The sequence below is a fragment of the Ruegeria sp. AL2 genome (assembly GCF_056540845.1).
On record NZ_JBQFXM010000013.1, the window covers coordinates 33,168 to 54,534 of the forward strand.

20 protein-coding genes are annotated in these 21,367 nt (G+C 58.4%); 13 read left to right on the forward strand and 7 right to left on the reverse strand.

Annotation, left to right across the window (positions count from 1 at the left end):
* The first annotated feature begins 141 nt into the window (after nt 1-141).
* Entirely contained in the window at nt 142-2,397 is a 2,256-nt protein-coding gene (locus ACR0ID_RS15080) for an NADP-dependent malic enzyme (protein ID WP_480494020.1), read from the forward strand.
* 3 nt (nt 2,398-2,400) lie between these two features.
* On the forward strand, nt 2,401-3,273 hold the full coding sequence (locus ACR0ID_RS15085; protein WP_480518221.1) for a ribokinase: 873 nt from the start codon (nt 2,401-2,403) through the stop codon (nt 3,271-3,273).
* On the opposite strand, the gene msrA is transcribed toward ACR0ID_RS15085, so the two are convergent.
* The 4 genes from msrA to ACR0ID_RS15105 all read right to left on the reverse strand — a co-directional run bounded on the left by msrA (nt 3,270) and on the right by ACR0ID_RS15105 (nt 6,222).
* Entirely contained in the window at nt 3,270-3,941 is a 672-nt protein-coding gene (gene msrA, locus ACR0ID_RS15090; protein ID WP_480474382.1) for a peptide-methionine (S)-S-oxide reductase MsrA, read from the reverse strand. The two genes, ACR0ID_RS15085 and msrA, sit on opposite strands and share 4 nt — an antisense overlap.
* Before the next feature lie 256 nt (nt 3,942-4,197).
* Complete coding sequence (locus ACR0ID_RS15095) at nt 4,198-4,479, reverse strand: SCP2 sterol-binding domain-containing protein (RefSeq protein WP_480474381.1); 282 nt, start codon at nt 4,477-4,479, stop codon at nt 4,198-4,200.
* Between the two features lie 79 nt (nt 4,480-4,558).
* Entirely contained in the window at nt 4,559-4,963 is a 405-nt protein-coding gene (locus ACR0ID_RS15100) for a DUF1810 domain-containing protein (RefSeq protein ID WP_480518265.1), read from the reverse strand.
* 32 nt (nt 4,964-4,995) lie between these two features.
* The gene (locus ACR0ID_RS15105) at nt 4,996-6,222 is read right to left on the reverse strand and encodes an argininosuccinate synthase (RefSeq protein ID WP_480518219.1); all 1,227 of its coding nucleotides are present in this window, start codon (nt 6,220-6,222) and stop codon (nt 4,996-4,998) included.
* Nucleotides 6,223-6,423: 201 nt separating this feature from the next.
* Here ACR0ID_RS15105 and ACR0ID_RS15110 point away from each other — a divergent pair, with 201 nt between their 5' ends.
* Together ACR0ID_RS15110 and ilvA are read left to right on the forward strand one after the other, a co-directional pair.
* The gene (locus tag ACR0ID_RS15110) at nt 6,424-7,125 is read left to right on the forward strand and encodes a hypothetical protein (RefSeq protein WP_480606649.1); all 702 of its coding nucleotides are present in this window, start codon (nt 6,424-6,426) and stop codon (nt 7,123-7,125) included.
* A 58-nt stretch (nt 7,126-7,183) separates the two neighbouring features.
* A complete protein-coding gene (ilvA, locus tag ACR0ID_RS15115) occupies nt 7,184-8,410 on the forward strand; it encodes a threonine ammonia-lyase IlvA (protein WP_480606652.1) in 1,227 nt (408 codons plus the stop codon).
* Here the strand turns inward: ilvA and ACR0ID_RS15120 are convergent.
* Nucleotides 8,407-8,709 (reverse strand): Hpt domain-containing protein, encoded by a 303-nt coding sequence (locus ACR0ID_RS15120; protein ID WP_480606655.1) that lies wholly within the window; start codon nt 8,707-8,709, stop codon nt 8,407-8,409. The genes ilvA and ACR0ID_RS15120 overlap by 4 nt on opposite strands.
* 189 nt (nt 8,710-8,898) lie before the next feature.
* On the opposite strand from ACR0ID_RS15120, the gene ACR0ID_RS15125 reads away from it, so the two are divergent.
* Nucleotides 8,899-10,173 carry a PP2C family protein-serine/threonine phosphatase gene (locus ACR0ID_RS15125; protein ID WP_480606658.1) on the forward strand — a complete coding sequence of 425 codons (1,275 nt, stop codon included), beginning with the start codon at nt 8,899-8,901 and terminating at the stop codon, nt 10,171-10,173.
* Here ACR0ID_RS15125 and ACR0ID_RS15130 read toward each other — a convergent pair.
* On the reverse strand, nt 10,170-10,613 hold the full coding sequence (locus tag ACR0ID_RS15130) for an NUDIX hydrolase (RefSeq protein ID WP_480494015.1): 444 nt from the start codon (nt 10,611-10,613) through the stop codon (nt 10,170-10,172). The two genes, ACR0ID_RS15125 and ACR0ID_RS15130, sit on opposite strands and share 4 nt — an antisense overlap.
* Nucleotides 10,614-10,689: 76 nt before the next feature.
* Between ACR0ID_RS15130 and hslO the strand changes: the two genes are divergently transcribed.
* From hslO to ACR0ID_RS15170, 8 genes are all read left to right on the forward strand, one after another.
* Complete coding sequence (hslO, locus tag ACR0ID_RS15135) at nt 10,690-11,676, forward strand: Hsp33 family molecular chaperone HslO (protein ID WP_480494014.1); 987 nt, start codon at nt 10,690-10,692, stop codon at nt 11,674-11,676.
* Nucleotides 11,669-12,265, forward strand: coding sequence for a CoA pyrophosphatase (locus tag ACR0ID_RS15140; RefSeq protein ID WP_480606661.1), 597 nt, complete (start codon nt 11,669-11,671; stop codon nt 12,263-12,265). Before hslO ends, ACR0ID_RS15140 begins: the two co-directional genes overlap by 8 nt.
* A complete protein-coding gene (locus ACR0ID_RS15145) occupies nt 12,262-13,416 on the forward strand; it encodes a CCA tRNA nucleotidyltransferase (protein WP_480606664.1) in 1,155 nt (384 codons plus the stop codon). Before ACR0ID_RS15140 ends, ACR0ID_RS15145 begins: the two co-directional genes overlap by 4 nt.
* 191 nt (nt 13,417-13,607) lie before the next feature.
* Nucleotides 13,608-15,446: an ABC transporter ATP-binding protein gene (locus ACR0ID_RS15150; protein ID WP_480606667.1), complete on the forward strand. Its 1,839-nt coding sequence runs from the start codon at nt 13,608-13,610 to the stop codon at nt 15,444-15,446.
* Nucleotides 15,443-17,275, forward strand: a complete 1,833-nt coding sequence (locus tag ACR0ID_RS15155; RefSeq protein ID WP_480494011.1) for an ABC transporter ATP-binding protein — start codon at nt 15,443-15,445, stop codon at nt 17,273-17,275. The genes ACR0ID_RS15150 and ACR0ID_RS15155 overlap by 4 nt, the downstream gene beginning before the upstream one ends.
* 39 nt (nt 17,276-17,314) lie before the next feature.
* Nucleotides 17,315-18,544: a class I SAM-dependent RNA methyltransferase gene (locus tag ACR0ID_RS15160; RefSeq protein WP_480606669.1), complete on the forward strand. Its 1,230-nt coding sequence runs from the start codon at nt 17,315-17,317 to the stop codon at nt 18,542-18,544.
* Between the two features lie 21 nt (nt 18,545-18,565).
* The gene (locus ACR0ID_RS15165) at nt 18,566-19,351 is read left to right on the forward strand and encodes an ion transporter (protein ID WP_480606672.1); all 786 of its coding nucleotides are present in this window, start codon (nt 18,566-18,568) and stop codon (nt 19,349-19,351) included.
* A 59-nt stretch (nt 19,352-19,410) separates the two neighbouring features.
* Nucleotides 19,411-19,929: a L,D-transpeptidase family protein gene (locus tag ACR0ID_RS15170; RefSeq protein ID WP_480474368.1), complete on the forward strand. Its 519-nt coding sequence runs from the start codon at nt 19,411-19,413 to the stop codon at nt 19,927-19,929.
* Here the strand turns inward: ACR0ID_RS15170 and ACR0ID_RS15175 are convergent.
* Complete coding sequence (locus ACR0ID_RS15175; RefSeq protein WP_480606674.1) at nt 19,913-21,364, reverse strand: nodulation protein NodH; 1,452 nt, start codon at nt 21,362-21,364, stop codon at nt 19,913-19,915. The two genes, ACR0ID_RS15170 and ACR0ID_RS15175, sit on opposite strands and share 17 nt — an antisense overlap.
* Between the last annotated feature and the right edge of the window lie 3 nt (nt 21,365-21,367).

Here is a 21,367-nt window from a genome sequence, read left to right on the forward strand (position 1 = left end):
GCGGCCCCCTTTTGGCGTATTCCGGGCGCGACCTTACAAATCCCGCATCTTCTGTAAAAGCCGAAAACTCATTCTCGTTGAGGCGGGCGTTCTCCTGCGCTATGAGGCGTCAGCCCTGAAGTCATGGAAACGACATTTAAGATGCCCAAAGCGAAGATCACCAAAGAAGAGGCATTGGCCTTTCACCTGGACCCCACCCCCGGCAAGTGGGAGGTGCAGGCCACCGTCCCCATGACAACGCAGCGAGATCTGTCGCTGGCCTACAGCCCGGGTGTGGCCGTTCCCTGCGAGGCTATCGCGGAAAACCCGGAAACGGCCTATGATTATACCAACAAGGGCAACCTGGTGGCCGTAATCTCGAACGGGACGGCGGTGTTGGGCCTTGGTAACCTTGGCGCGCTGGGCTCGAAACCGGTGATGGAAGGCAAATCGGTCCTGTTCAAACGGTTCGCCGACGTGAACTCGATCGATATCGAGCTGGACACCGAAGACCCGGATGAATTCTGCCGTGCAGTGCGTCTGATGGGGCCAACCTTTGGCGGCATCAATCTGGAAGACATCAAGGCGCCCGAGTGTTTCATCATCGAACAGCGACTGAAGGAAGAGATGGACATCCCCGTCTTTCACGATGACCAGCACGGCACGGCCGTGATCTGTGCGGCGGGCCTGCTGAACGCGCTGCATATCTCGGGCAAGAAGATCGAGGACGTGAAAATCGTTCTGAATGGCGCAGGTGCCGCGGGGATTGCCTGTATCGAACTGCTCAAGGCAATGGGCGCGCGGCATGAAAACTGCATTGTCTGCGATACCAAGGGCGTGATCTATCAGGGCCGGACAGAGGGCATGAACCAGTGGAAATCGGCCCACGCGATCACAACCGACTTGCGCACATTGGAAGACGCGATGAAGGGGGCGGATGTGTTCCTGGGTGTTTCGGTGAAAGGCGCGGTCACGCAGGATATGGTTGCCAGCATGGCCGACAATCCTGTCATCTTTGCGATGGCCAACCCCGACCCCGAGATTACTCCGGAAGAAGCGCACGAGGTTCGCGTGGATGCGATCGTTGCCACCGGGCGCAGCGATTATCCAAACCAGGTGAATAACGTTTTGGGCTTCCCCTACCTGTTCCGAGGCGCGTTGGACATTCATGCCCGCGCCATCAATGATGAGATGAAGATCGCCTGTGCCCACGCACTTGCCAATCTGGCGCGCGAGGATGTGCCGGATGAGGTCGCAATGGCCTATGGCAAGTCGCTGACCTTTGGGCGTGATTATATCATCCCCACCCCGTTCGACCCGCGTCTGATCCATCGCATTCCACCGGCTGTTGCCAGGGCGGGGATGGACACCGGTGCCGCGCGCCGTCCGATTATCGATATGGACGCGTATGAGCTGAGTCTGAAATCCCGGATGGACCCGACCGCCAGCATCCTGCGCGGTCTGAACGCCCGTGCGCGTCAGGCGCAAAGCCGCATGATTTTTGCCGAGGGCGACGATCCCCGGGTATTGCGCGCAGCGGTCATGTATCAGCGGTCAGGTTTCGGCAAGGCGCTTGTGGTGGGTCGGCCAGACGATGTTAAGGCCAAACTGGAAGCCACGGGCCTGGGCGACGCTGTACGCGAAATCGAGGTCGTGAATGCCGCCAATACCACGCACCTCGAAACCTATTCGAACTTCCTGTATCAGCGCTTGCAGCGTAAGGGATTTGACCGCAAAGATATTCACCGTCTGGCCGCACGGGACCGGCATGTGTTTTCGTCGCTGATGCTGGCCCATGGGCATGGTGACGGTCTGGTCACCGGCGCAACCCGCAAGTCTGCGCATGTGCTCGACCGGATCAACCATGTGTTTGATGCCGATGCCGCCAATGGTGCCGCCGGTGTGACAGCTTTGCTGCATAAAGGCCGGATTGTCCTGATTGGCGACACACTGGTGCATGAATGGCCTGACGAAAACGATCTGGCGAATATTGCCGAACGTTCGGCCGCAGTTGCCCGGCATATGGGGTTGGAGCCCCGCGTGGCTTTTGTCAGCTTCTCAACTTTTGGCTATCCGGTGTCAGAACGTGCTGAAAAGATGCACCGGGCCCCGGCTGTGCTGGATCGGCGCGGCGTTGACTTTGAATACGAGGGTGAAATGACGGTGGACGTTGCCCTGAACGTCGAACAGCAAACGGCCTATCCGTTCTCGCGCCTGACCGGTCCGGCGAATATCCTGATCGTTCCGGCCCGGCATTCGGCATCAATCTCGACCAAGCTGATGCAGGAAATGGGTGGAGCCACCGTGATTGGCCCGATCCTGTCAGGCATCGACAAGCCGATCCAGATCTGCTCGACCGTCTCGACCGCGAACGATATTCTGAATATGGCCATTCTGGCCTCTTGCGACATCGGATAAATCATGACGATCTGGAATCTCGGCTCGATCAACGCGGATATGGTCTATGACCTGCCGCATCTGCCTGCGCCGGGGGAAACCCTGGCCGCCCGTAGGCTGGATCGGTTTCTGGGCGGCAAGGGGGCCAACATGTCGGTGGCCGCTGCGCGTGCGGGATCACGCGTCAGCCATATAGGTGCCGTGGGGCCCGATGGGCGCTGGGCCAAGGATCGACTAACAGAATATGGTGTGGATACACGCCATATCTCTGAGGTGGATGTTCCCACGGGCCACGCCATCATTGCGGTGGATGCCGAGGGTGAAAACCTGATTATCCTGTATCCCGGCGCAAATCACGCATTGGAACCCGCCCATCTGGGGCAGGCGCTGGCCTCGGCAAACACCGGTGATCTGCTGATCTTGCAGAATGAAACCAATGCCCAGGTCGAAGCGGCGCAGCTGGGGCGCAAGCTTGGCTTGACCGTCTGTTATGCCGCAGCCCCGTTTCAGGCACAGGCCGTTCAGGGCGTTCTGCCTTTTCTGGATTTTCTGATCCTGAATGAGGTGGAGGCCGAGCAACTGCGTCAGGAAACCGGTCTGAGCATCGCCGATCTGCCTGTTCGGCATGTCATCGTTACCCTCGGCTCAAAAGGCGCGAGGTACTTGCAGCAGGGCAACGATCCGGTCGAGTTTCCCGCGCATAAGGTGCGGGCGGTGGATACCACAGGGGCAGGCGACACCTTCACCGGCTATGTGCTGGCAGGCATGGATCGCGGAATGCCAATGGAACAGGCCATATTGCAGGCAAACCGCGCCGCAGCTCTGATGGTCATGCGGCACGGAACGGCGGATGTCATTCCCGATCTGAAAGAAGTGCGTGACGCATCCTTTGACTAGGACCCTGCAAATGGCGCTTCCCCGCCCCAAAGCTGCTTGACGCGCGCGTCACGACCACAGGCTTTGCGATACGCTTTGTAGGCGTTGTGCTGACGCTTTGGTCCAAAGCGGGTAAGGACCAGTTTGTTGCCTTTGTAATAATTCTGATGATACGCCTCGGCGGGGTAAAAGGGTCCTGCGCTCAGAACCGGGGTGACAATGGTCTGCCCCAGCGCTTGCTGCGCGTCTGTTTTGGCTTGTTCCGCCAGCGCCTTTTCTCCTGTGTTAGAGACGAATATCGCAGTTCGATAGCTTTCGCCCCGGTCGCAGAACTGGCCACCGGCGTCTGTCGGGTCAACCGACCGGAAAAACATGCTCAGCAACGATGCGCGAGAAACCCGCGCCGGATCGAACGTGATCTGAACCGCCTCGTAATGGCCGGTCCCCCCTTTTGAAACCTGATCATATGTCGGGTCCGCAGATGTCCCGCCGGTGTACCCCGACACCGCATCGATAACGCCGGGCACGGATTCGAAATCGGATTCCACGCACCAGAAACACCCTCCGGCCACCGTCAGCGTTTCGGTTCCTGCAGCCGGGGCAGGCAGCGCGCGCAACAGGGCAGCCAATGCAATCAGTGTAAACAGAAGGGCTGGTCTGACGGTTTCGAAATAAGCAGTCCGCATCATGTCAGGTCTCCTTTTAAGATGAGATTGACGCGGGTTCGACCGCCTTGCAATTGCCTGTCATGCAATGTCACGCGCTGGTGAGACGAGTTTATCGTCTGCGATCACCTGTATACGGCTCATTTGATGGGTGGGCGAAACCTCCGCTCATTTGCAACAGATTATGCGCGACAGGTATCCCGATGCGGAACTGCGATACACCGCGGGTGGAACCGCCAGTCTGGCTGGACTCGGACCAAAGGCCAGCTTTGCGGCAAATTCAGCCCAGCAGTTGCCCCAGCTTCATTGCAACACCCATATTGCCCGAGATCTTGAGCTTGCCCAAAGCAACGCCGGTCATCGGGTTCAGCTTTCCGGTCAACAGCTTGGTCAGGTTTTCCTGCGAGATGCGGATTGTGCAATCCGTGTCCCGATCCTGCGTTGTTGCCTGATTTTCTGCCAGGACAATCACACCGTCCGCGCCGCAATCGAATTTGAGCGAGCCATCAAAGCTTTTGCCGTTCAGCCCTTTTTGAATTCCATCGGCGATGTCCTGAAGCATTCGGGTTCCTTTCACGGTTTCCGAATGCGTAATGCGTCAGGTGCCAAACAGGCAAGGCTGACCCAACTGGAACTTCTGATCACGATGCGCCGAGGATCTGAACCGTCCGGTCACAAGGCTTACCGCCATAGAAGGCGTCCAGAACAGCACGAAACTCGGGCGGAGCATCTGCCACAGACGAAAACAATGTCATCGAAGATCGCAGCTTTTTCGCGTCAATCCCGCCCAGAATGTCGCTGGCATCGCGTCCTGCGTGCAGCAACATCAGCGAGGCCGCCTGCCTAAGCCGGTCGCGCAGTTCCGGGTGGTTCAGATAGCGTGTCGCCTCGTCCAGATCTTCAATGCCGTAGAGCTGTGCCATATGGGATTGGCCTAGCTCGGCCAGTTGCGGAAACACGAACCACATCCAGTGGCTGGTTTTCTGCCCCTGTTCAAGTTCGCGCAGGACATCGGCCCAAACCGTGTCCTGCGCCTCGATGAACATGTCGAGTTCGTCGTCGCTATCGTCTTCGTCGATCACTTGGACAGGCGCTTGTTGCGCGCAGCCAGCAGTTTCAGACGCAGCGCATTCAGTTGGATAAAGCCTGCCGCATCTTTCTGATCGTACGCACCTGCATCCTCTTCGAAGGTCACATGCGCCTCAGAGTACAGCGAATGATCCGACCAGCGACCCACGGTCGAGGCCAGACCTTTGTACAGCTTCACGCGAACGGTGCCGGTGACATGCTCTTGCGACCTGTCGATGGCGGCTTGCAGCATCTCGCGCTCGGGGCTGTACCAGAAACCGTTATAGATGAGTTCCGCATATTGCGGCATCAGCTGGTCTTTCAGATGCATCGCGCCACGGTCCATGGTGATGGATTCAATGCCACGGTGCGCTTCCAGCAGGATGGTGCCGCCGGGTGTCTCGTAGATACCGCGCGACTTCATGCCTACAAAACGGCCTTCGACCAGGTCCAGACGGCCAATACCGTGCTTGCCGCCGTATTCGTTCAGCTTGGTCAGGATCGTAGCCGGGCTCATCGCCTCACCGTTGATGCTGACCGCGTCGCCTTTTTCAAAGCCGATCTCGATGAACTCAGGCTCGTTCGGGGCGTCCTCGGGGTGGACGGTGCGCTGATAGACATAGTCGGGCGCCATATCGGCAGGGTCTTCCAGAACCTTGCCCTCGGATGAGGTATGCAGCAGGTTCGCATCGACCGAGAACGGCGCCTCACCACGCTTGTCCTTGGCAATCGGAATCTGGTTCTGCTCGGCAAACTCCAGCAGCTTGGTACGGCTGGTCAGATCCCATTCACGCCAGGGGGCGATCACCTTGATATCGGGGTTCAGCGCATATGCTGCCAGTTCGAACCGGACCTGGTCATTGCCTTTGCCGGTTGCACCATGGGCGACGGCATCAGCACCGGTTTCGTCAGCGATCTCAATCAGGCGTTTCGAGATCAGCGGCCGCGCGATCGAGGTGCCCAGCAGGTACAGACCTTCATATTGCGCATTGGCACGGAACATCGGGAAGACGAAATCGCGGACGAATTCCTCGCGGATATCCTCGATATAGATGTTCTCGGGCTTGATCCCCAGCAGTTCGGCCTTTTGGCGCGCGGGCTCCAGCTCCTCGCCCTGACCCAGATCGGCAGTGAAGGTCACGACCTCACAGCCATACTCGGTCTGCAGCCATTTCAGAATGATCGAGGTATCAAGGCCACCGGAATAGGCCAGAACAACTTTCTTGGGCGCGGACATCTGACTTCCCTTTATGCGTAGAACGATTGGCCCCTAGCGGGTTTTGGACGCGGGGGCAAGTTGTGAGGATTGACGCAGTACCTGAAATGGGGTGAAACGGGTGCAGAGAATAACAAGCATTGGTTGAAGGGGCGGTTTAAAATGTTGGGATGGCAGATTTTCTTGCATTCTGTGCGGATGGTATTTGGAAACATCAAGCAGGTGCTACAGATAACGGTTGGCCCTGCTCTAATTGCGACAATCATCATCGTGGGCGTGTTTTTGGCGCTTGGTATTCCGCTTGAGGCGCTTGAAGACAACACAGGCGCGTTGCCGCCAGGTGCAACCGCAGGTTCAGCCTTTGTCTTTGTGGTCGTTTTACTGGCGGTAATGTCCGTTACCATGTTCTGGATCGCGGTGTCATGGCACCGCTTCATCCTGATGGAAGAATATCCCACGGGAATACTTCCGACATTCCGCTTCGACAGGATTCTGGCCTATTTCGGTCGCTTTCTGATGTTGGGAATTTTGATGGCCATTGCATTCCTTCCGATGGGCTTTGTTATGTCAGCACTGAGTGGCGGCTCAATCGGATTCGCGCTTGTCGCTGTTTATGCCATCTTTCTGGTTGTCTGCTTTTATCGCCTTTCTATCGTCTTGCCAGCGGCAGCTATCGGGCACCCGGCGACTCTGGCAGATGTATGGAACAGCACTCAGGGTGCATCGGGGGCTATTATTGTTCTTTTGATCGTGAATTTTCTGTTCCAATTTCTGGTTCAGCTAATATTCACCGGGTTGGCGTTTATTCCTCTGTTAGGCATCTTACTGACATTGTTTTTTGGAATGCTGATCCTGCCGTTGATCAACGTCAGCATCCTGACAACCATGTATGGCGTCTTTATTGAAAAACGCCAACTCTCCTGACCCGCGTACACATATGTATTCCTTGCCCTTATCGCGCTGATGGGGCAGGGAATGCCGCATGACTGACTTCATGACTCGCGCCCGCGCCGCCGAAAAGGCGATGCGCTCTGTCTTCCCGGCAACGCCGTTGCAGCGCAATGCCCACCTGTCCGACCGTTACGGGGCGGATATCTGGCTCAAGCGCGAAGACCTGAGCCCGGTGCGCTCCTACAAGATCCGCGGTGCGTTCAACGCAATGCGCAAGCAGCAGGGGCAGGACCTGTTCGTCTGTGCCAGCGCGGGCAATCACGCGCAGGGCGTGGCCTTCATGTGCAAGCATCTGGGCGTCCGGGGCGTGATCTTCATGCCGGTCACGACGCCTCAGCAGAAGATCCAGAAAACCCGCATTTTTGGCGGGGATAACGTCGAGATTCATCTGATCGGTGACTATTTCGATGACACGCTCGCTGCCGCTCAGGCGTGGTGCGTACAGCAGGGCGGGTATTTCCTGTCGCCTTTTGACGATGCCGATGTGATCGAAGGACAGGCGTCGCTGGCGGTTGAAATCGAAAGGCAGATGGGCGGTGCGCCCGATCACGTTGTGCTTCCCGTGGGCGGAGGCGGCATGTCTGCCGGTGTGGCTACATGGTTCGGGGATCGCACCCATTGCCTGTTCGTCGAACCGGCCGGAGGGGCCTGTCTGCGCGCAGCCCTGGCGGCGGGGCATCCTGTTTCGCTGGATCGAGTGGATACCTTTGTCGATGGCGCGGCGGTCGGGCGGATCGGTGAAAAGCCGTTCGAGTTGTTGAAATCACGTCACCTGTCGGATGTTCTGGTCCTGTCCGAGGATCGTATCTGCACCACCATGATCGAGATGCTGAATGTCGAAGGCATCGTGCTGGAACCTGCGGGGGCGCTGGCGATCGAGGCAGTAGGCGATATCCAAAGCTTTGTGCGCGGAAAGACCGTAGTCTGCCTGACATCCGGCGGCAATTTCGATTTCGAACGCTTGCCCGAGGTCAAGGAACGCGCACAGCGGTATTCCGGTGTGAAAAAGTACTTCATCTTGCGCCTGCCGCAGCGACCCGGTGCCCTGAAGGAGTTCCTGAATATTCTCGGCCCCGAGGATGATATCGCGCGGTTTGAATACATGAAGAAATCGGCGCGCAATTTCGGTTCGGTTCTGATCGGGATCGAAACCCGCAAGCCCGAAAACTTCATGCGCCTGTTTGCCCATCTGGACGATGCCGGGTTCACCTATACCGACATCACCGAGGACGAGACGCTGGCACAGTTCGTGATCTAGTTCAGGTTCTTGTTCAGCTCGGCTTCAAACACGGTTTTTGAGCTGTCGAAAGCGGCCAAAAGCGCCGGCAGATCAACCTCGGCCCCTTTCCCTGCCGCCGCCTGCCGTTCCCCATCCTGGCAGAGTTTCGAGAATTGATCGAACCCCAGGCTCAACGCGCTGCCTTTCAGGAAATGCAGGTTCTGTTCCAGCTCGGCCCGGTTGGTATCGCGGCGCAGGCGGGTGATCACGTCCTGCACCTCTTCCAGAAATATCTCCACCACCTCATCGAATTCCTCGGGGCCGACTTCATCCCGCAACTGCCTGACTCTGGCCTAGTGGATCATCCTATACACCAGCTAATGAATGGTCATGGTTCTGAATAGACGCGTCCGGTAAAAAGCAGGTTAACGGGGCCACGCTTCGGCAATCGTCACTCTTCACCGGATGTTAAATCAGTCGGCGATAGGTTCGCCATAAGTGACGAAACTCATCAGAGCAGAGGGTAAATGGTGCCGGGGGCGAGTCTTGAGGAAACCAGAACTGATCTGGATTTCGGCGCGATCCGCACGGTGCTGGTGGTGGATGACAGCCGCCTGCAACGGCGCATTCTGGTGGCCTCGCTCAGGAAATGGGGGTTCGAGGTGATCGAGGCCGATACAGGCCATGCCGCTTTGGCGCTTTGTGTCGATAATCCGCCCGATCTTGTGCTGAGCGACTGGGTCATGCCGGGGATGAGCGGCCTTGAATTCTGCTGTGCCTTTCGGGCCTTGGAAACGGATCAATACAGCTATTTCATCCTTCTGACATCCAAAAGCGAAAAGCAGGAAGTCGCGCGCGGTCTGGATGCCGGGGCCGACGATTTTCTGATCAAGCCGCTTGAGGCGGACGAACTGCGCGCCCGGATTTCAGCTGGTGCGCGCATTCTGGACATGCAGCGCGAGCTCTCCCAGAAAAACCGCCTGATTGAATCCGCGCTCAAGGAACTCAGGCTTGCGCATGACGCGATCGACAAGGACCTGATGCAGGCGCGGAAAATTCAGGAAACGCTGGTTCCCGAACTGACCCGGACATTCGGCAAATCGCGGGTCAGTCTGTTGCTGAAACCTTGTGGTCATATCGGCGGTGATCTGGTGGGGATGTTCTCGCCCGGGGTGAACCGGCTTGGGTTCTACAGCATCGACGTATCCGGGCATGGTATCACCTCGGCCATGATGACGGCGCGATTGGGGGGGTATCTGTCCAGCAAGCATTTCGATCAGAACGTCGCGATGGAGCGGAGGTTCGACAAGTTTTACGCACTTCTGCCACCGAAACATGTGGCTGAAACGCTCAATTCCCGGCTGATGGCCGATGAAGGTATCGAAGAGTATTTTACGATGATCTACGCCATCGTCGACCTGCGCAACGGGCATCTGAAGATGGTGCAAGCCGGGCATCCGCATCCCCTGCTGCTGCGGCAGGGTGGTCGCGCCGAGTTTCTTGGTGACGGAGGCTTGCCCATAGGATTGATCGAAGATGCGCGCTTTCAACAAATCGAAACGCAGATGCAGCCCGGCGACAAGCTGCTGTTGTACTCGGACGGGTTTACAGAATGCCAACTGGCTGGTGGCGGTTTGTTGGACGAAGACGGTTTGCGTCAGATGGCCCAACAGAGCATCTCGGAAAGGGGCGGGTCAGAGTTTCTGGACGACTTGTTCTGGCGTTTGACGCAAGTGATGTCACCGAAAGACGGTATCGGAGACGACGTCTCGGCCGTCTTCTTTGAATATAACGGACCTTAAAGCGAGCCGAGGTGTATTTCGGCAAAATGCCGGTCACCGTCATTTCCCAGTAAACCGACGGCGTCGGCGGTTTCCATCCACAACGCTTCGTGAAACGCCTCGGTCGGCGGGCCTATGCGGCGTACGGGGCGGGCGCGATAGATCAGGCAGACCTTCTCGGCCCACAGGTCGTATTCCGGCATATAGGTGAAGCGTCGAAAGGCGCCAATCCGTCGGGGTGCAGCAATAAGCCACCCGGTTTCTTCAAAGACTTCACGATGCAGGGCGGTAACAGGTGATTCGCCCGGATCAATACCCCCGCCGGGCAATTGCAGGTCGGGTCCGGGTTCTGTCTGGCAGGTCAGCAAAAGGTGACTTCTGCGGGGCAAAAGTGCGTAAACACCGACCCGTCGCGTGTATTTCCGCCCCGGCTCTGGGGTTTCACCGAACCGCCTGATCATGTATGGCCCCTTAAAACCTAATCTGTTCGACCTATATGGTGCCGGTATGCCAACCTGTGGCGCGTAAGGAAACCCCATGTCTCTTGGAACGAAAATCGCGTGGGACGATACCGTCCTGCCCTTTCAACTCGATGTATCGGATATGCGTGGCCGTGTGGCTCGTCTGGATGGTGTGCTGGATGGCATCCTGAAGCAGCATGACTACCCCGAACAGGTCGAGGCGCTGGTGGCCGAGATGGCCCTGCTGACCGCGTTGATCGGGCAGACGGTTGCGCTGCGCTGGAAGCTGTCGTTGCAGGTACAGTCCAAGGGGCCGGTGCGCATGATTGCGACCGACTATTACGCACCCAAGACCGAAGGCCAGCCTGCGCAGATCCGGGCCTATGCCAGCTTTGACCGTGAACGTCTAACCAATTCAGCACCCTTCGACCAAGTGGGCGAGGGGTACTTTGCCATCATGATAGATCAGGGCAAAGGCACGCAGCCCTATCAGGGCATCACTCCGCTGACCGGGGCCTCTCTCAGCGCCTGCGCCGAGGCCTATTTTGCGCAGTCCGAACAGCTGCCAACCCGGTTCTCGCTGAGCTTTGGCAAATCGACCGAGCCCGGCGTGAATGAACACTGGCGTGCCGGTGGTATCATGTTGCAGCATATGCCCAAAGCCTCGCCATTCGCCGCCTCGGGGGAAGGCAATGGCGAGATTCTGACCGCCAGCGATCTGGTCGACGGCGAAGAGGGCGAAAACTGGGGCCGGGTCAATATCCTGCTGGACACAGTCGAGGATCTTGAGTTGATCGGTCCTTCAATTGCGCCGACTGAATTGTTGGTCCGGCTATTCCACGAAGAACAGCCACGGGTCTATGATGCGCAGTCCGTGCAGTTTGGCTGCACCTGCTCCGAAGACCGGGTACGGCAGAGCCTGTCGATCTATTCGGCAAAGGACCTCGAAAAGATGACGACGCCCGAAGGTCAGGTCACTGCCGATTGCCAGTTCTGTGGCGCACATTACGTGCTCGATCCGTCAACGGTTGGCTTTGAAGCCGAAGACCGCAAGGGTGCTTGACCCGATTGAACAGATCCGGGCGGCCCTGCGCCGTCCCGGTCACGGGTCCAGCGACTTTGACCTGAACCCGGACACTTCCCTGCCGCCCGGGCGTCGCCTGCGCCCGGCAGGGGTTCTGGTTGCAATCTCGCTTGCGGATGACACCCCTCGGGTGATTCTGACGAAACGGTCCTCGGCCCTCAAACACCACCCGGGTCAGATCGCGTTCCCCGGCGGCAAACAGGATGAAGGGGATGCAGATGTCACGGCTACGGCCCTGCGCGAAGCACAGGAAGAGATTGGTCTTCCCGCGGATCTTCCAGAAATTCTGGGTTACCTGCCGACGCATGAAACAGTCACCTCATTCACGGTTACACCCGTGGTGGCCGTTCTTCGAAAGGGATTCCAACCTGTTCCGGAACCCGGCGAAGTCGACGAAGTCTTTTCGACCCCCCTTGCGCATCTCTTGAATCCCAAGAACTATCTGGTTGAATCGCGCCGCTGGCGTGGCCAGAAACGCAGATATTACACAGTTCCGTACGGCCCTTATTACATATGGGGCGCGACGGCCCGCATATTGCGCGGGCTTGCTGCACGGGTGAATGAATGATGCAGATAGAAGAACTTTGGGTCAGCGAACCGGCGACCCAAAAGGTATGCGCCGCCCTGACCTCATCCGGGGCGCAAGCGCTTTTTGTCGGTGGGTGCGTGCGCAATGCGCTGTTGGGCGCGCCGGTGTCGGATATCGACATTGCCACTGACGCCAGGCCTGAACAGGTTGTCGAGATGGTGCAAGCTGCGGGCCTCAAGGCCATCCCCACCGGTATCGACCATGGCACGATTACAGTGGTCAGCGCCGGTATCCCGCACGAGATCACCACTTTCCGGCGTGACGTCGAAACTGATGGCCGCCGCGCCGTCATCGCCTTTTCCGATCACGTCGAAGAAGATGCCGCGCGGCGCGACTTTACCATGAATGCGCTTTATGCGCTGCCAGATGGCACCGTGTTAGACCCGCTTGGCGGGCTTCCCGACCTTCAGGCCCGGCGCGTGCGGTTCATCGGCGAGGCCCAAGATCGCATTCGCGAAGACTATCTGCGGTCACTGCGCTATTTCCGGTTTCACGCCTGGTATGGTGACCCGGATGCCGGTTTCGACCCGGACGCGCTGGCTGCCATTGGTGCCAATCTTGATGGGCTGACCTCGTTGTCGCGGGAACGCGTCGGGGCCGAGCTGCTGAAACTGCTGGGCGCACCCGATCCGGCCCCATCCATTGCGACGATGCGCAGCACCGGCGTATTGGCGCAATTGCTGCCGGGCGCGGATGACCGGTCGCTGGCACCTCTGGTCGCTTTGGAACATGCTGCAGGTGCCGAGCCGAACCCCCTGTGCCGTCTGGCGGCTATCGCGACGCCCGATGATGCCGCAACCCTGCGCCTGAGCCGTTCGCAACTGCAACGCCTGACCGGAATGCGGACCGAAGCGCAGTCAACCACCAGCGTGGCTGAACTGGGCTATCGGTATGGTGACGAAGGCGGGTTGAACAAAACCCTTTTGCGGTGCGCCTTCTTTGAACAACCCTGGTCCGAAAACTTCAGACAGGACCTGCACGCAGGTGCAGCCGCGCGTTTCCCGATACAGGCCAAGGACCTGATCCCCGGGTTCACCGGCCCGGCGCTGGGCCAGAAACTGGCCGAGCTTGAAAGCCTCTGGATCGCGTCGGGTTTTGAGCTGTCACGCGAAGACTTGCTTGCAAGCTGATGTTTAGTCTCAAAAGGGGATGACAACTTTTGCCCATTGTGGTTAGGTGCGCCCGTCATATGGATGGAGGAATGCGAATGTATTACGGGATCTGGTTCGGCTAAAGCCGGGACACTTGCCCCGTAAAGGGTGGTGTTCAGGCGCCATCTGTCTTCGCACGTCTTTTTCTCTGCTCAATCGGAGCACACTCCATGTTTCGCTATTTCGAAAACCTTGTTGACCCTTTTGTCGCCTATCATGAGGCTGACACGCCGCCGACCCGGCTGTGGCCGTTCCTGCTGGACTATTCGCGCCCGTTCTACCGGGTCTTTGTCTGGGCTGCGCTGATTTCCATTATCGTCGCGGGTGTCGAGATCGGGTTGATCTACTATATGGGTCGTGTCGTCGACCTGTTGGGTGGTACCCCAACCGAGGTTTGGCAGAACCACGGGACCGAGCTGTTGTTGATCGCGGCCTTTGTCCTGTTTCTGCGCCCTTTGTTGCATCTGGTCGATGTGCTGATCCTGAACAACACGATTCTGCCGAACTTTGGCACTCTGATCCGCTGGCGCGCCCATAAGCACGTTCTGCGTCAGTCGGTTGGCTGGTTCGAGAATGATTTTGCCGGACGGATTGCCAACCGGATCATGCAGACACCGCCCGCGGCGGGTGAAGTGATCTTTCAGGTCTTTGATGCGATTTCCTTTTCACTGGCTTACCTGATCGGGGCGGCAATCCTGCTTTATGCGGCGGATGCGCGCCTGCTGATCCCGCTGCTGATCTGGTTTGCGTTCTACGCGATGCTGGTGCGCTGGACTGTTCACCGTGTCGGGCCGGCGTCCAAGGCGGCATCCGATGCGCGGTCAACCGTCACGGGCCGCGTCGTGGACAGCTATACCAACATTCATTCCGTCAAGATGTTCGCCCATGGCCCGCAAGAGCTGGACTATGCCCGTGAAGCGATCGAGGAAACCCGCCGGACATTCCAGATCGAGATGCGGATTTTCACCATCATGGATGCGGTTCTGGTCACCCTGAACGGGGTGCTGATCGTGGGTGTCGTGGGCTGGGCAATTGCCCTGTGGATGCAGGGTTCCGCTTCGGTTGGCGTCGTCGCGGCAGCAACCGCACTGACCCTGCGCCTGAACGCCATGACTGGATGGATCATGTGGGCGCTGACCAGCTTTTTCCGCCAGCTTGGTATCGTGGCCGAGGGGATGGAGACCATCGCGCAACCCATCGACCTGCTTGACGCGCGCGAAGCCAAACCCCTGCGCTTGACCAGGGGTGAAATTCAGATCCGGGATCTCTCGCACCATTACGGGCGCGAGGCCGGTGGGCTTGACCACATCAACCTGACCATTCAGCCCGGTGAAAAGGTCGGTCTCATTGGGCGGTCGGGTGCCGGAAAATCGACTCTGGTAAAGCTGCTTTTGCGGTTTTACGACGTCGAACGCGGTGCCATTCTGATTGATAATCAGAACATTGCGGGTGTCACACAGGACAGCCTGCGCAGCCATATCGGCATGGTCCAGCAAGACAGTGCGCTGCTGCACCGGTCTGTACGTGACAACATCCTTTACGGTCGCCCGGATGCGACCGAGGCGCAGATGATTGCCGCAGCCAAACAGGCCGAAGCGCATGCATTCATCCTTGACCTGCAAGACCCGCAGGGGCGCACCGGGTACGACGCGCATGTGGGTGAGCGGGGCGTAAAGCTTTCCGGTGGTCAGCGGCAGCGGGTAACGCTGGCCCGCGTGATCCTGAAGGACGCACCAATCCTTTTGCTGGACGAGGCGACATCGGCGCTGGATTCCGAGGTCGAAGCGTCAATTCAGGAAACGCTCTACGGAATGATGCAGGGCAAGACCGTGATTGCCATCGCGCACCGGCTCAGCACCATTGCGCAGATGGACCGCATTCTGGTGATGGACGGGGGCCGCATCGTCGAAGAGGGCGCGCATTCTGATCTTCTGGCACAGGGTGGCCTTTACGCGCAGTTCTGGGCGCGGCAATCTGGCGGCTTCATGAACCCGGAGGCCGCTGAATGAAGATCGCCGATCTCATCTATCCGTTCAGGACCACTGAAACGCCCCCGCCACAGACATTGGGGGCGTTCATTCGCTGGAGCCTTTCGGGCGCCTGGCCCATGCTGTTTGTCGCCGCGTTCTTTTCGGCGCTGGCCGGCGCGATGGAGGCTGGAACAGCGTGGATTCTGGGACGTGTGATCGATGTGGCAACATCCAGCGGGCCCGAGCATTTCATGACCGCCGGGAATATGTGGATGATCTTTGGGGCGGTGGTGTTCTTCATGCTGCTGCGCCCGATCCTGTTTGGGCTGTCTTCGATTTCGAACAACTATATCGTGATGCCCAACATCACGCCTTTGGTGCTGGCCAAGCTGAACCGCTGGACGCTGGGCCAGTCTGTCACCTATTTCGACGATGATTTCGCCGGGCGCATTGCCCAGAAACAGATGCAAACGTCGAACGCCATGGCCTCGGTCGTGTCCGAAACGATCAGTGCGATTGTGTTTGCGTTGGCGTCGCTAGCGGGCTCTTTGCTTTTGTTAGGGTCTATTCATCCTTTGGTGATGCTGCCCTTTGCAGCCTGGCTGGTGGTCTATTTCCTTCTGGTGCGCTGGTACCTGCCGCGTATTCGCATACGCTCAGCTGCGCGTGCCGGGGCGCGGGCGATGGTTTCGGGGCAGGTGGTCGACACGATCACCAACATCAAAACCGTCAAGCTTTTTGCGCACTCGGATTTCGAAGATCAGGCCGCGCGGCACTCGATGGTCGAGCTGCGGAAAAAATCACTGGCGTTTGGCAAGCTGTCGGCCAGTTTCCGGTTCGTCCTGATGGCGCTTGCCGGTATTTTGCCTGTTCTCCTGCTGGGGACGACGCTGTGGTTATGGCAGTTCGGATTGGCGACTGCGGGTGACATCGTTGCCGCTGGCGCCGTGTCGGTTCGTATTTCGCAGATGACCGGATGGGTCAGCTTCACGCTGATGGGCCTCTATGCCAATGTGGGTGAGATTGAAAACGGGATGAAGACGCTGGCCAGACGGGACAGGGTCGAGGATGCGCGCAGCGCGAAAGATCTTGATGTAACCGAAGGATCCATCTCGTTCGAAGATGTCAGTTTTGCTTACGGCCGGGACGTCGGCGGTGTTACGGACCTGACGCTCACCGTGCAACCGGGCGAAAAGCTGGGAATTGTCGGTGCCTCAGGGGCGGGCAAATCAACACTCGTTTCGCTTCTTCTTCGGCTCTATGACAGGGAAAACGGCGCTATTTGCATCGATGGGCAGGACGTGTCGCAGGTCACGCAGGACAGTTTGCGCCGCCAGATCGGCATGGTCACGCAGGAAACGGCGATGTTCAACCGGTCTGCCCGCGAAAACATCCTCTATGGTCGCCCGGACGCGTCCGAGGCCGAGTTGATCGAAGCAGCAATCAAGGCCGAAGCGCATGACTTCATCCTGAGCTTAAAGGACGGCCAGGGCCGCACCGGCTATAACGCTCATCTGGGCGAGCGTGGCGTAAAGCTCAGCGGTGGTCAAAGGCAACGGATCGCCCTTGCACGCGCCATTCTCAAGGATGCGCCCATTCTGGTTCTGGACGAAGCAACCTCAGCCCTTGATTCCGAGGTCGAGGCGTCGATTCAATCGGCGCTTCATCGGGTGATGCAGGGCAAAACCGTTCTGGCCATCGCCCACAGATTGTCAACGCTCAGCGAGATGGACCGGATCATCGTTCTGGATCAGGGGCAAATCGTGGAAACCGGAACCCACGAAGACCTTTTGGATCAGGGCGGGCTTTACGCCCGGTTCTGGCATCGGCAATCTGGTGGCTTCATTCAGGCAGAAGCTGCCGAATAAGGGTTTTGTTGCACCCAAAGCCCGGATATCAGGCCCCTCATGACGCAGAAATACACAATCACCCGGCTTGGCCATCAGGGCGACGGCATCGCTGATGGGCCCGTTTATGCCCCGCGCACCCTTCCGGGTGAGGTTGTCAGCGGCACCCTTGTTGATCAGGTGCTGACCGATATCCGCGTCGAGGTGCCGTCTGATGACCGGGTAAAGGCCCCGTGTCGCCATTACAAAGCCTGCGGTGGCTGTCAGTTGCAACACGCCTCTGATGCGTTTGTCGCCGACTGGAAGCTGAGCATTGTCCGCAACGCCCTGTCCGCGCAGGGGGTTGAGGCGCCGATGCGTCCGATACACACATCTCCCGAACACTCACGCCGACGCGCCACGATTGCCGTCAGGCGGACCAAGAAAGGCACATTGGCCGGGTTCCATGGACGTGCATCGGATACGATCACCGAAATCCCGGACTGCCGTTTGCTTGACCCGGCCCTGATCGCCGCAATTTCCGTGGCCGAGGCGCTGGCGGTTCTGGGCGGCAGCCGCAAGGGCGTCTTGGCCGTCACGCTCACCCTGTCCGAAGGCGGGCTGGATGTGGCCGTCAAGGGCGGCAAGCCCTTGGATGGGCCGCTGGAGCTGGCACTGGCGCAAGAAACCAAAAAAAACGGTCTAGCGCGGCTCAGCTGGGATGGTGAAGTGATCGCCATGCGCCACGCTCCGGTTCAGCGCTTTGGGGCTGCCGCCGTCACGCCGCCGCCCGGTGCCTTCCTTCAGGCGACCAAAGACGGAGAACAGGCTCTACTACAGGCCGTTTCCGAGGCGGCGCAGGGTGCGAAACGAATTGTTGACCTGTTTGCGGGCAGCGGCACATTCTCATTGCCGCTGGCGGAAAAAGCCGAGGTTCACGCGGTAGAAGGTGCGGCAGACATGGTGCAGGCACTGGATCAGGGCTGGCGCAGGGCGCAAAGTCTGAAACGCGTGACGACCGAGGCCCGCGACCTGTTCCGTCGTCCGTTGATGCCGGATGAACTGAAATCGTTTGACGCAATCGTACTGGACCCGCCCCGCGCCGGTGCCGAGGCGCAGGTGGCCGAGCTGGCACAGGCCAGACGCCCGGTGATTGCCTATGTCTCGTGCAACCCCGTCACCTTCGCGCGCGATGCAAAAATATTGGTTAACGCTGGCTATACCCTTGAATGGGTGCAGGTCGTTGACCAGTTTCGATGGTCGTCACATACGGAACTTGCTGCGCGGTTTACCCTGAACGCCGCATCTTGATCAGACAGGAGAAAGCGACCCATGGGTTTCAGACAGCGTCTGCTGAACATCATCGAAGCGCCTGCATTCGGGCAATTCATAACGGCTGTCATCATCTTTAACGCAGTGCTTTTAGGGATGGAGACGTCGCCGACCCTGATGGAAGCCGCCGGGACGCTGATCGTGATGCTGGACAAGCTGTGCCTTGCGATCTTTGTGGCGGAAATTACCATGAAACTGATCGCGACTGGGCGCAGGTTTTTCACAAACGGCTGGAACAATTTCGATTTCCTGATCGTCGGCATTGCGCTTGTTCCCAGCGCCGGAGGCCTGTCCGTTCTGCGAGCCCTGCGAATCCTGCGGGTATTGCGCGTGATTTCCGTTGCGCCAAGACTGCGCCGGGTGGTTGAAGGGTTCATCTCGGCCCTGCCGGGAATGGCCAGTGTGTTCCTGCTGATGGCAATTCTGTTCTATATCGGTGCCGTGATCTCGACCAAGCTGTTCTCGGCAATCTTCCCGGATTGGTTCGGCGATCTTGGCCGGTCAGCCTATACACTGTTTCAGATCATGACGCTGGAAAGCTGGTCGATGGGGATCGTCCGCCCTGTGATGGAGGTTTATCCCTATGCCTGGCTGTTCTTCGTCCCCTTCATCATGGTCACCACCTTTGCGGTGGTGAACCTATTGGTGGGTCTGATCGTAAATTCCATGCAGGACGCGCACCATGCAGAGGATGAGGTCAAAACTGATGCGTATCGTGATGAGGTTCTGGAACGCTTGGAGAGCATCGAGCGGCATCTGACCGAAAACCTGAACATCAAAAAGTGATTTCAGTTTTCGCGTTTTTTGGCATAATAAGCCCCAAAAAACAAAGCAGGCAGTGAAACATGGATCGTCGAGCATTCGGATTGGGGGCGATGGCAACGCTGGGCCTTTCGGCTTGTGCATCAGCCCGACCAAATTTTCTGACTTATGATGGGCCCGAGGTCACCTCGCTGGTGGTCAACAAGGGCGCGCGCAAACTTTATTTGTTGCACCACGAAAAAGTCCTCAAGGAATATGATGTGGATCTGGGATTTGCGCCGCAGGGCACAAAAACCAAACGCGGAGACGGCCGCACACCCGAAGGAAGTTACCTGATCGATCGGCACAACCCCAACAGCCGGTATCACCTGTCTATCGGGATATCGTATCCCAACTCTCAGGACATCGCCAAGGCCAAGGCTGAGGGAGTTGATCCGGGTGGGGACATCTTCATTCACGGGCAGCCAAATCTGCGATCCGAGTTCAAACGCGCCAAGAAAACTCCGGATTGGACCGCGGGATGCATCGCGGTCAAGAATGACGAGATCGAAGAAATCTATGCGATGGTCAACCGAGGGACGCTGATCACTCTGCGCCCTTAGGGGGCACAGGCGCCCACGCTGCAATCCCGAATGTTTCATAGTCGTGCTGGTAGACCTCGGATGCCAGCGCTTCAAGCTGTTCGTCATAGATCTGATCCAGCGTATACGGAACATCTTGCGCGCACGGGCCGGGAACCGGCGGATTGGGGTGGCCTGTTGAGCGGGCCAGATCCGGCAGAGCCGTGATCAGCTCCTCTTCCCGCAGAATCACGTCGGGCATCAGAAAGCTGGCAATGCCATCCAGCGTGCGGGACTGGCTGCACCACGTCCCGTCAACGCGGATCGGCGTCTGACCGTTGAGGTTCATGCGCAGGAACCCGAGGAACCCCAGAAATGCATCCCGATGCTGTTCGACCGAGTAATTGTTGTCGCGTACCTGCCCGGGGATTGGCAGGTCGAGGCGGTTGCGCAGATAATTGCGGACCATCTTGTAACTGCCCGGCCCGGTATCCAGAATGTACTGGCAGAACGCCGAATGCGCCCGTGCCAGCGGGTGGCGCAACACGGTGAACTTCCGGTGTCCGGGGTGGTCTTGCATCCAGGCGCGGATTTCCTTGCGGTTCCGGTTTGTGACCAGATCGTCTGTAGAACAGCCATCCAGCTCGGCCATCCATTGCGCAATAACAGGCTCTATGCCGCCGCGAATGGGCAAATACATCAATGCTGATCTGGCTGTGGCGACGTATTGCGGCACCGCCGCGCCCCGGTTTGGTTCGAAACGGGCGGGCTGGTGCAATCCGAACCTGTCCAGCTTGGACAGGGCGTCTTGCATCTCATCGGGGTTGGTGACTTTCGATACGGCAGGAGCCGGGTTTTGCGGTTTCAGAGTATCGTCAAGTTTGCTCAGCCGCGCCTCAACCCCCAGCCATGCGGCCAGACCGTTCAGAACGTCCAACTCGGCCAGGTCGTCATAGGTAATGAAAAAGGCAGTCTGACCGGTCTTCTGTAAATGCCGCCGCAACATGTGCTGGTGGCTGTGGACCTGATCCAGATACTCAGAAAACTCGGCCCCGTCGAACGCAACCTGTGCATCGACGCGGCGCTTCACGTTCTTCAGCTGCCATTGCTGCGTGGCGCGCGCGATCTTCAGGGACAGAAAACTGTCCAGCGGATTGCGCGTGAGAATGATCTTGGCACAGCGCGGATCGTTCAGCACTGGCTTCAGAATGCGTGGATCGTGGTCCTGGAAATACCGAAAACCGTTCAAGTCGCCCGGTGCCGAACGGATTGCCGTCAACAGCCGCATCGGATCTGCATCGCGGTCTTCCAGCGACAGACCCAGAAGGGTATCGGATTTCAGGTTGCCGGCAAAATGCGGGTTGAAGGCTTCGCCGTGGCAGGAAACCCCGTCCAGCGCGTTCAGATTGGCCTCAAGCAGGTTCGACCCTGTGCGCATGGCAGCCAGAACAACGAAGTAGTCAAAATTGGCTGGCATGGA

What these genes read in the sequence shown, in the direction of transcription:
- ACR0ID_RS15080 (WP_480494020.1), top strand. Translation starts at nt 142, where the DNA reads ATGCCCAAAGCGAAGATCACCAAAGAAGAGGCATTGGCCTTTCACCTG.
- ACR0ID_RS15085 (WP_480518221.1), top strand. Translation starts at nt 2,401, where the DNA reads ATGACGATCTGGAATCTCGGCTCGATCAACGCGGATATGGTCTATGAC.
- msrA (WP_480474382.1), bottom strand. Translation starts at nt 3,941, where the DNA reads ATGATGCGGACTGCTTATTTCGAAACCGTCAGACCAGCCCTTCTGTTT.
- ACR0ID_RS15095 (WP_480474381.1), bottom strand. Translation starts at nt 4,479, where the DNA reads ATGCTTCAGGACATCGCCGATGGAATTCAAAAAGGGCTGAACGGCAAA.
- ACR0ID_RS15100 (WP_480518265.1), bottom strand. Translation starts at nt 4,963, where the DNA reads ATGTTCATCGAGGCGCAGGACACGGTTTGGGCCGATGTCCTGCGCGAA.
- ACR0ID_RS15105 (WP_480518219.1), bottom strand. Translation starts at nt 6,222, where the DNA reads ATGTCCGCGCCCAAGAAAGTTGTTCTGGCCTATTCCGGTGGCCTTGAT.
- ilvA (WP_480606652.1), top strand. Translation starts at nt 7,184, where the DNA reads ATGACTGACTTCATGACTCGCGCCCGCGCCGCCGAAAAGGCGATGCGC.
- ACR0ID_RS15125 (WP_480606658.1), top strand. Translation starts at nt 8,899, where the DNA reads ATGGTGCCGGGGGCGAGTCTTGAGGAAACCAGAACTGATCTGGATTTC.
- ACR0ID_RS15130 (WP_480494015.1), bottom strand. Translation starts at nt 10,613, where the DNA reads ATGATCAGGCGGTTCGGTGAAACCCCAGAGCCGGGGCGGAAATACACG.
- hslO (WP_480494014.1), top strand. Translation starts at nt 10,690, where the DNA reads ATGTCTCTTGGAACGAAAATCGCGTGGGACGATACCGTCCTGCCCTTT.
- ACR0ID_RS15145 (WP_480606664.1), top strand. Translation starts at nt 12,262, where the DNA reads ATGATGCAGATAGAAGAACTTTGGGTCAGCGAACCGGCGACCCAAAAG.
- ACR0ID_RS15150 (WP_480606667.1), top strand. Translation starts at nt 13,608, where the DNA reads ATGTTTCGCTATTTCGAAAACCTTGTTGACCCTTTTGTCGCCTATCAT.
- ACR0ID_RS15155 (WP_480494011.1), top strand. Translation starts at nt 15,443, where the DNA reads ATGAAGATCGCCGATCTCATCTATCCGTTCAGGACCACTGAAACGCCC.
- ACR0ID_RS15160 (WP_480606669.1), top strand. Translation starts at nt 17,315, where the DNA reads ATGACGCAGAAATACACAATCACCCGGCTTGGCCATCAGGGCGACGGC.
- ACR0ID_RS15165 (WP_480606672.1), top strand. Translation starts at nt 18,566, where the DNA reads ATGGGTTTCAGACAGCGTCTGCTGAACATCATCGAAGCGCCTGCATTC.
- ACR0ID_RS15170 (WP_480474368.1), top strand. Translation starts at nt 19,411, where the DNA reads ATGGATCGTCGAGCATTCGGATTGGGGGCGATGGCAACGCTGGGCCTT.
- ACR0ID_RS15175 (WP_480606674.1), bottom strand. Translation starts at nt 21,364, where the DNA reads ATGCCAGCCAATTTTGACTACTTCGTTGTTCTGGCTGCCATGCGCACA.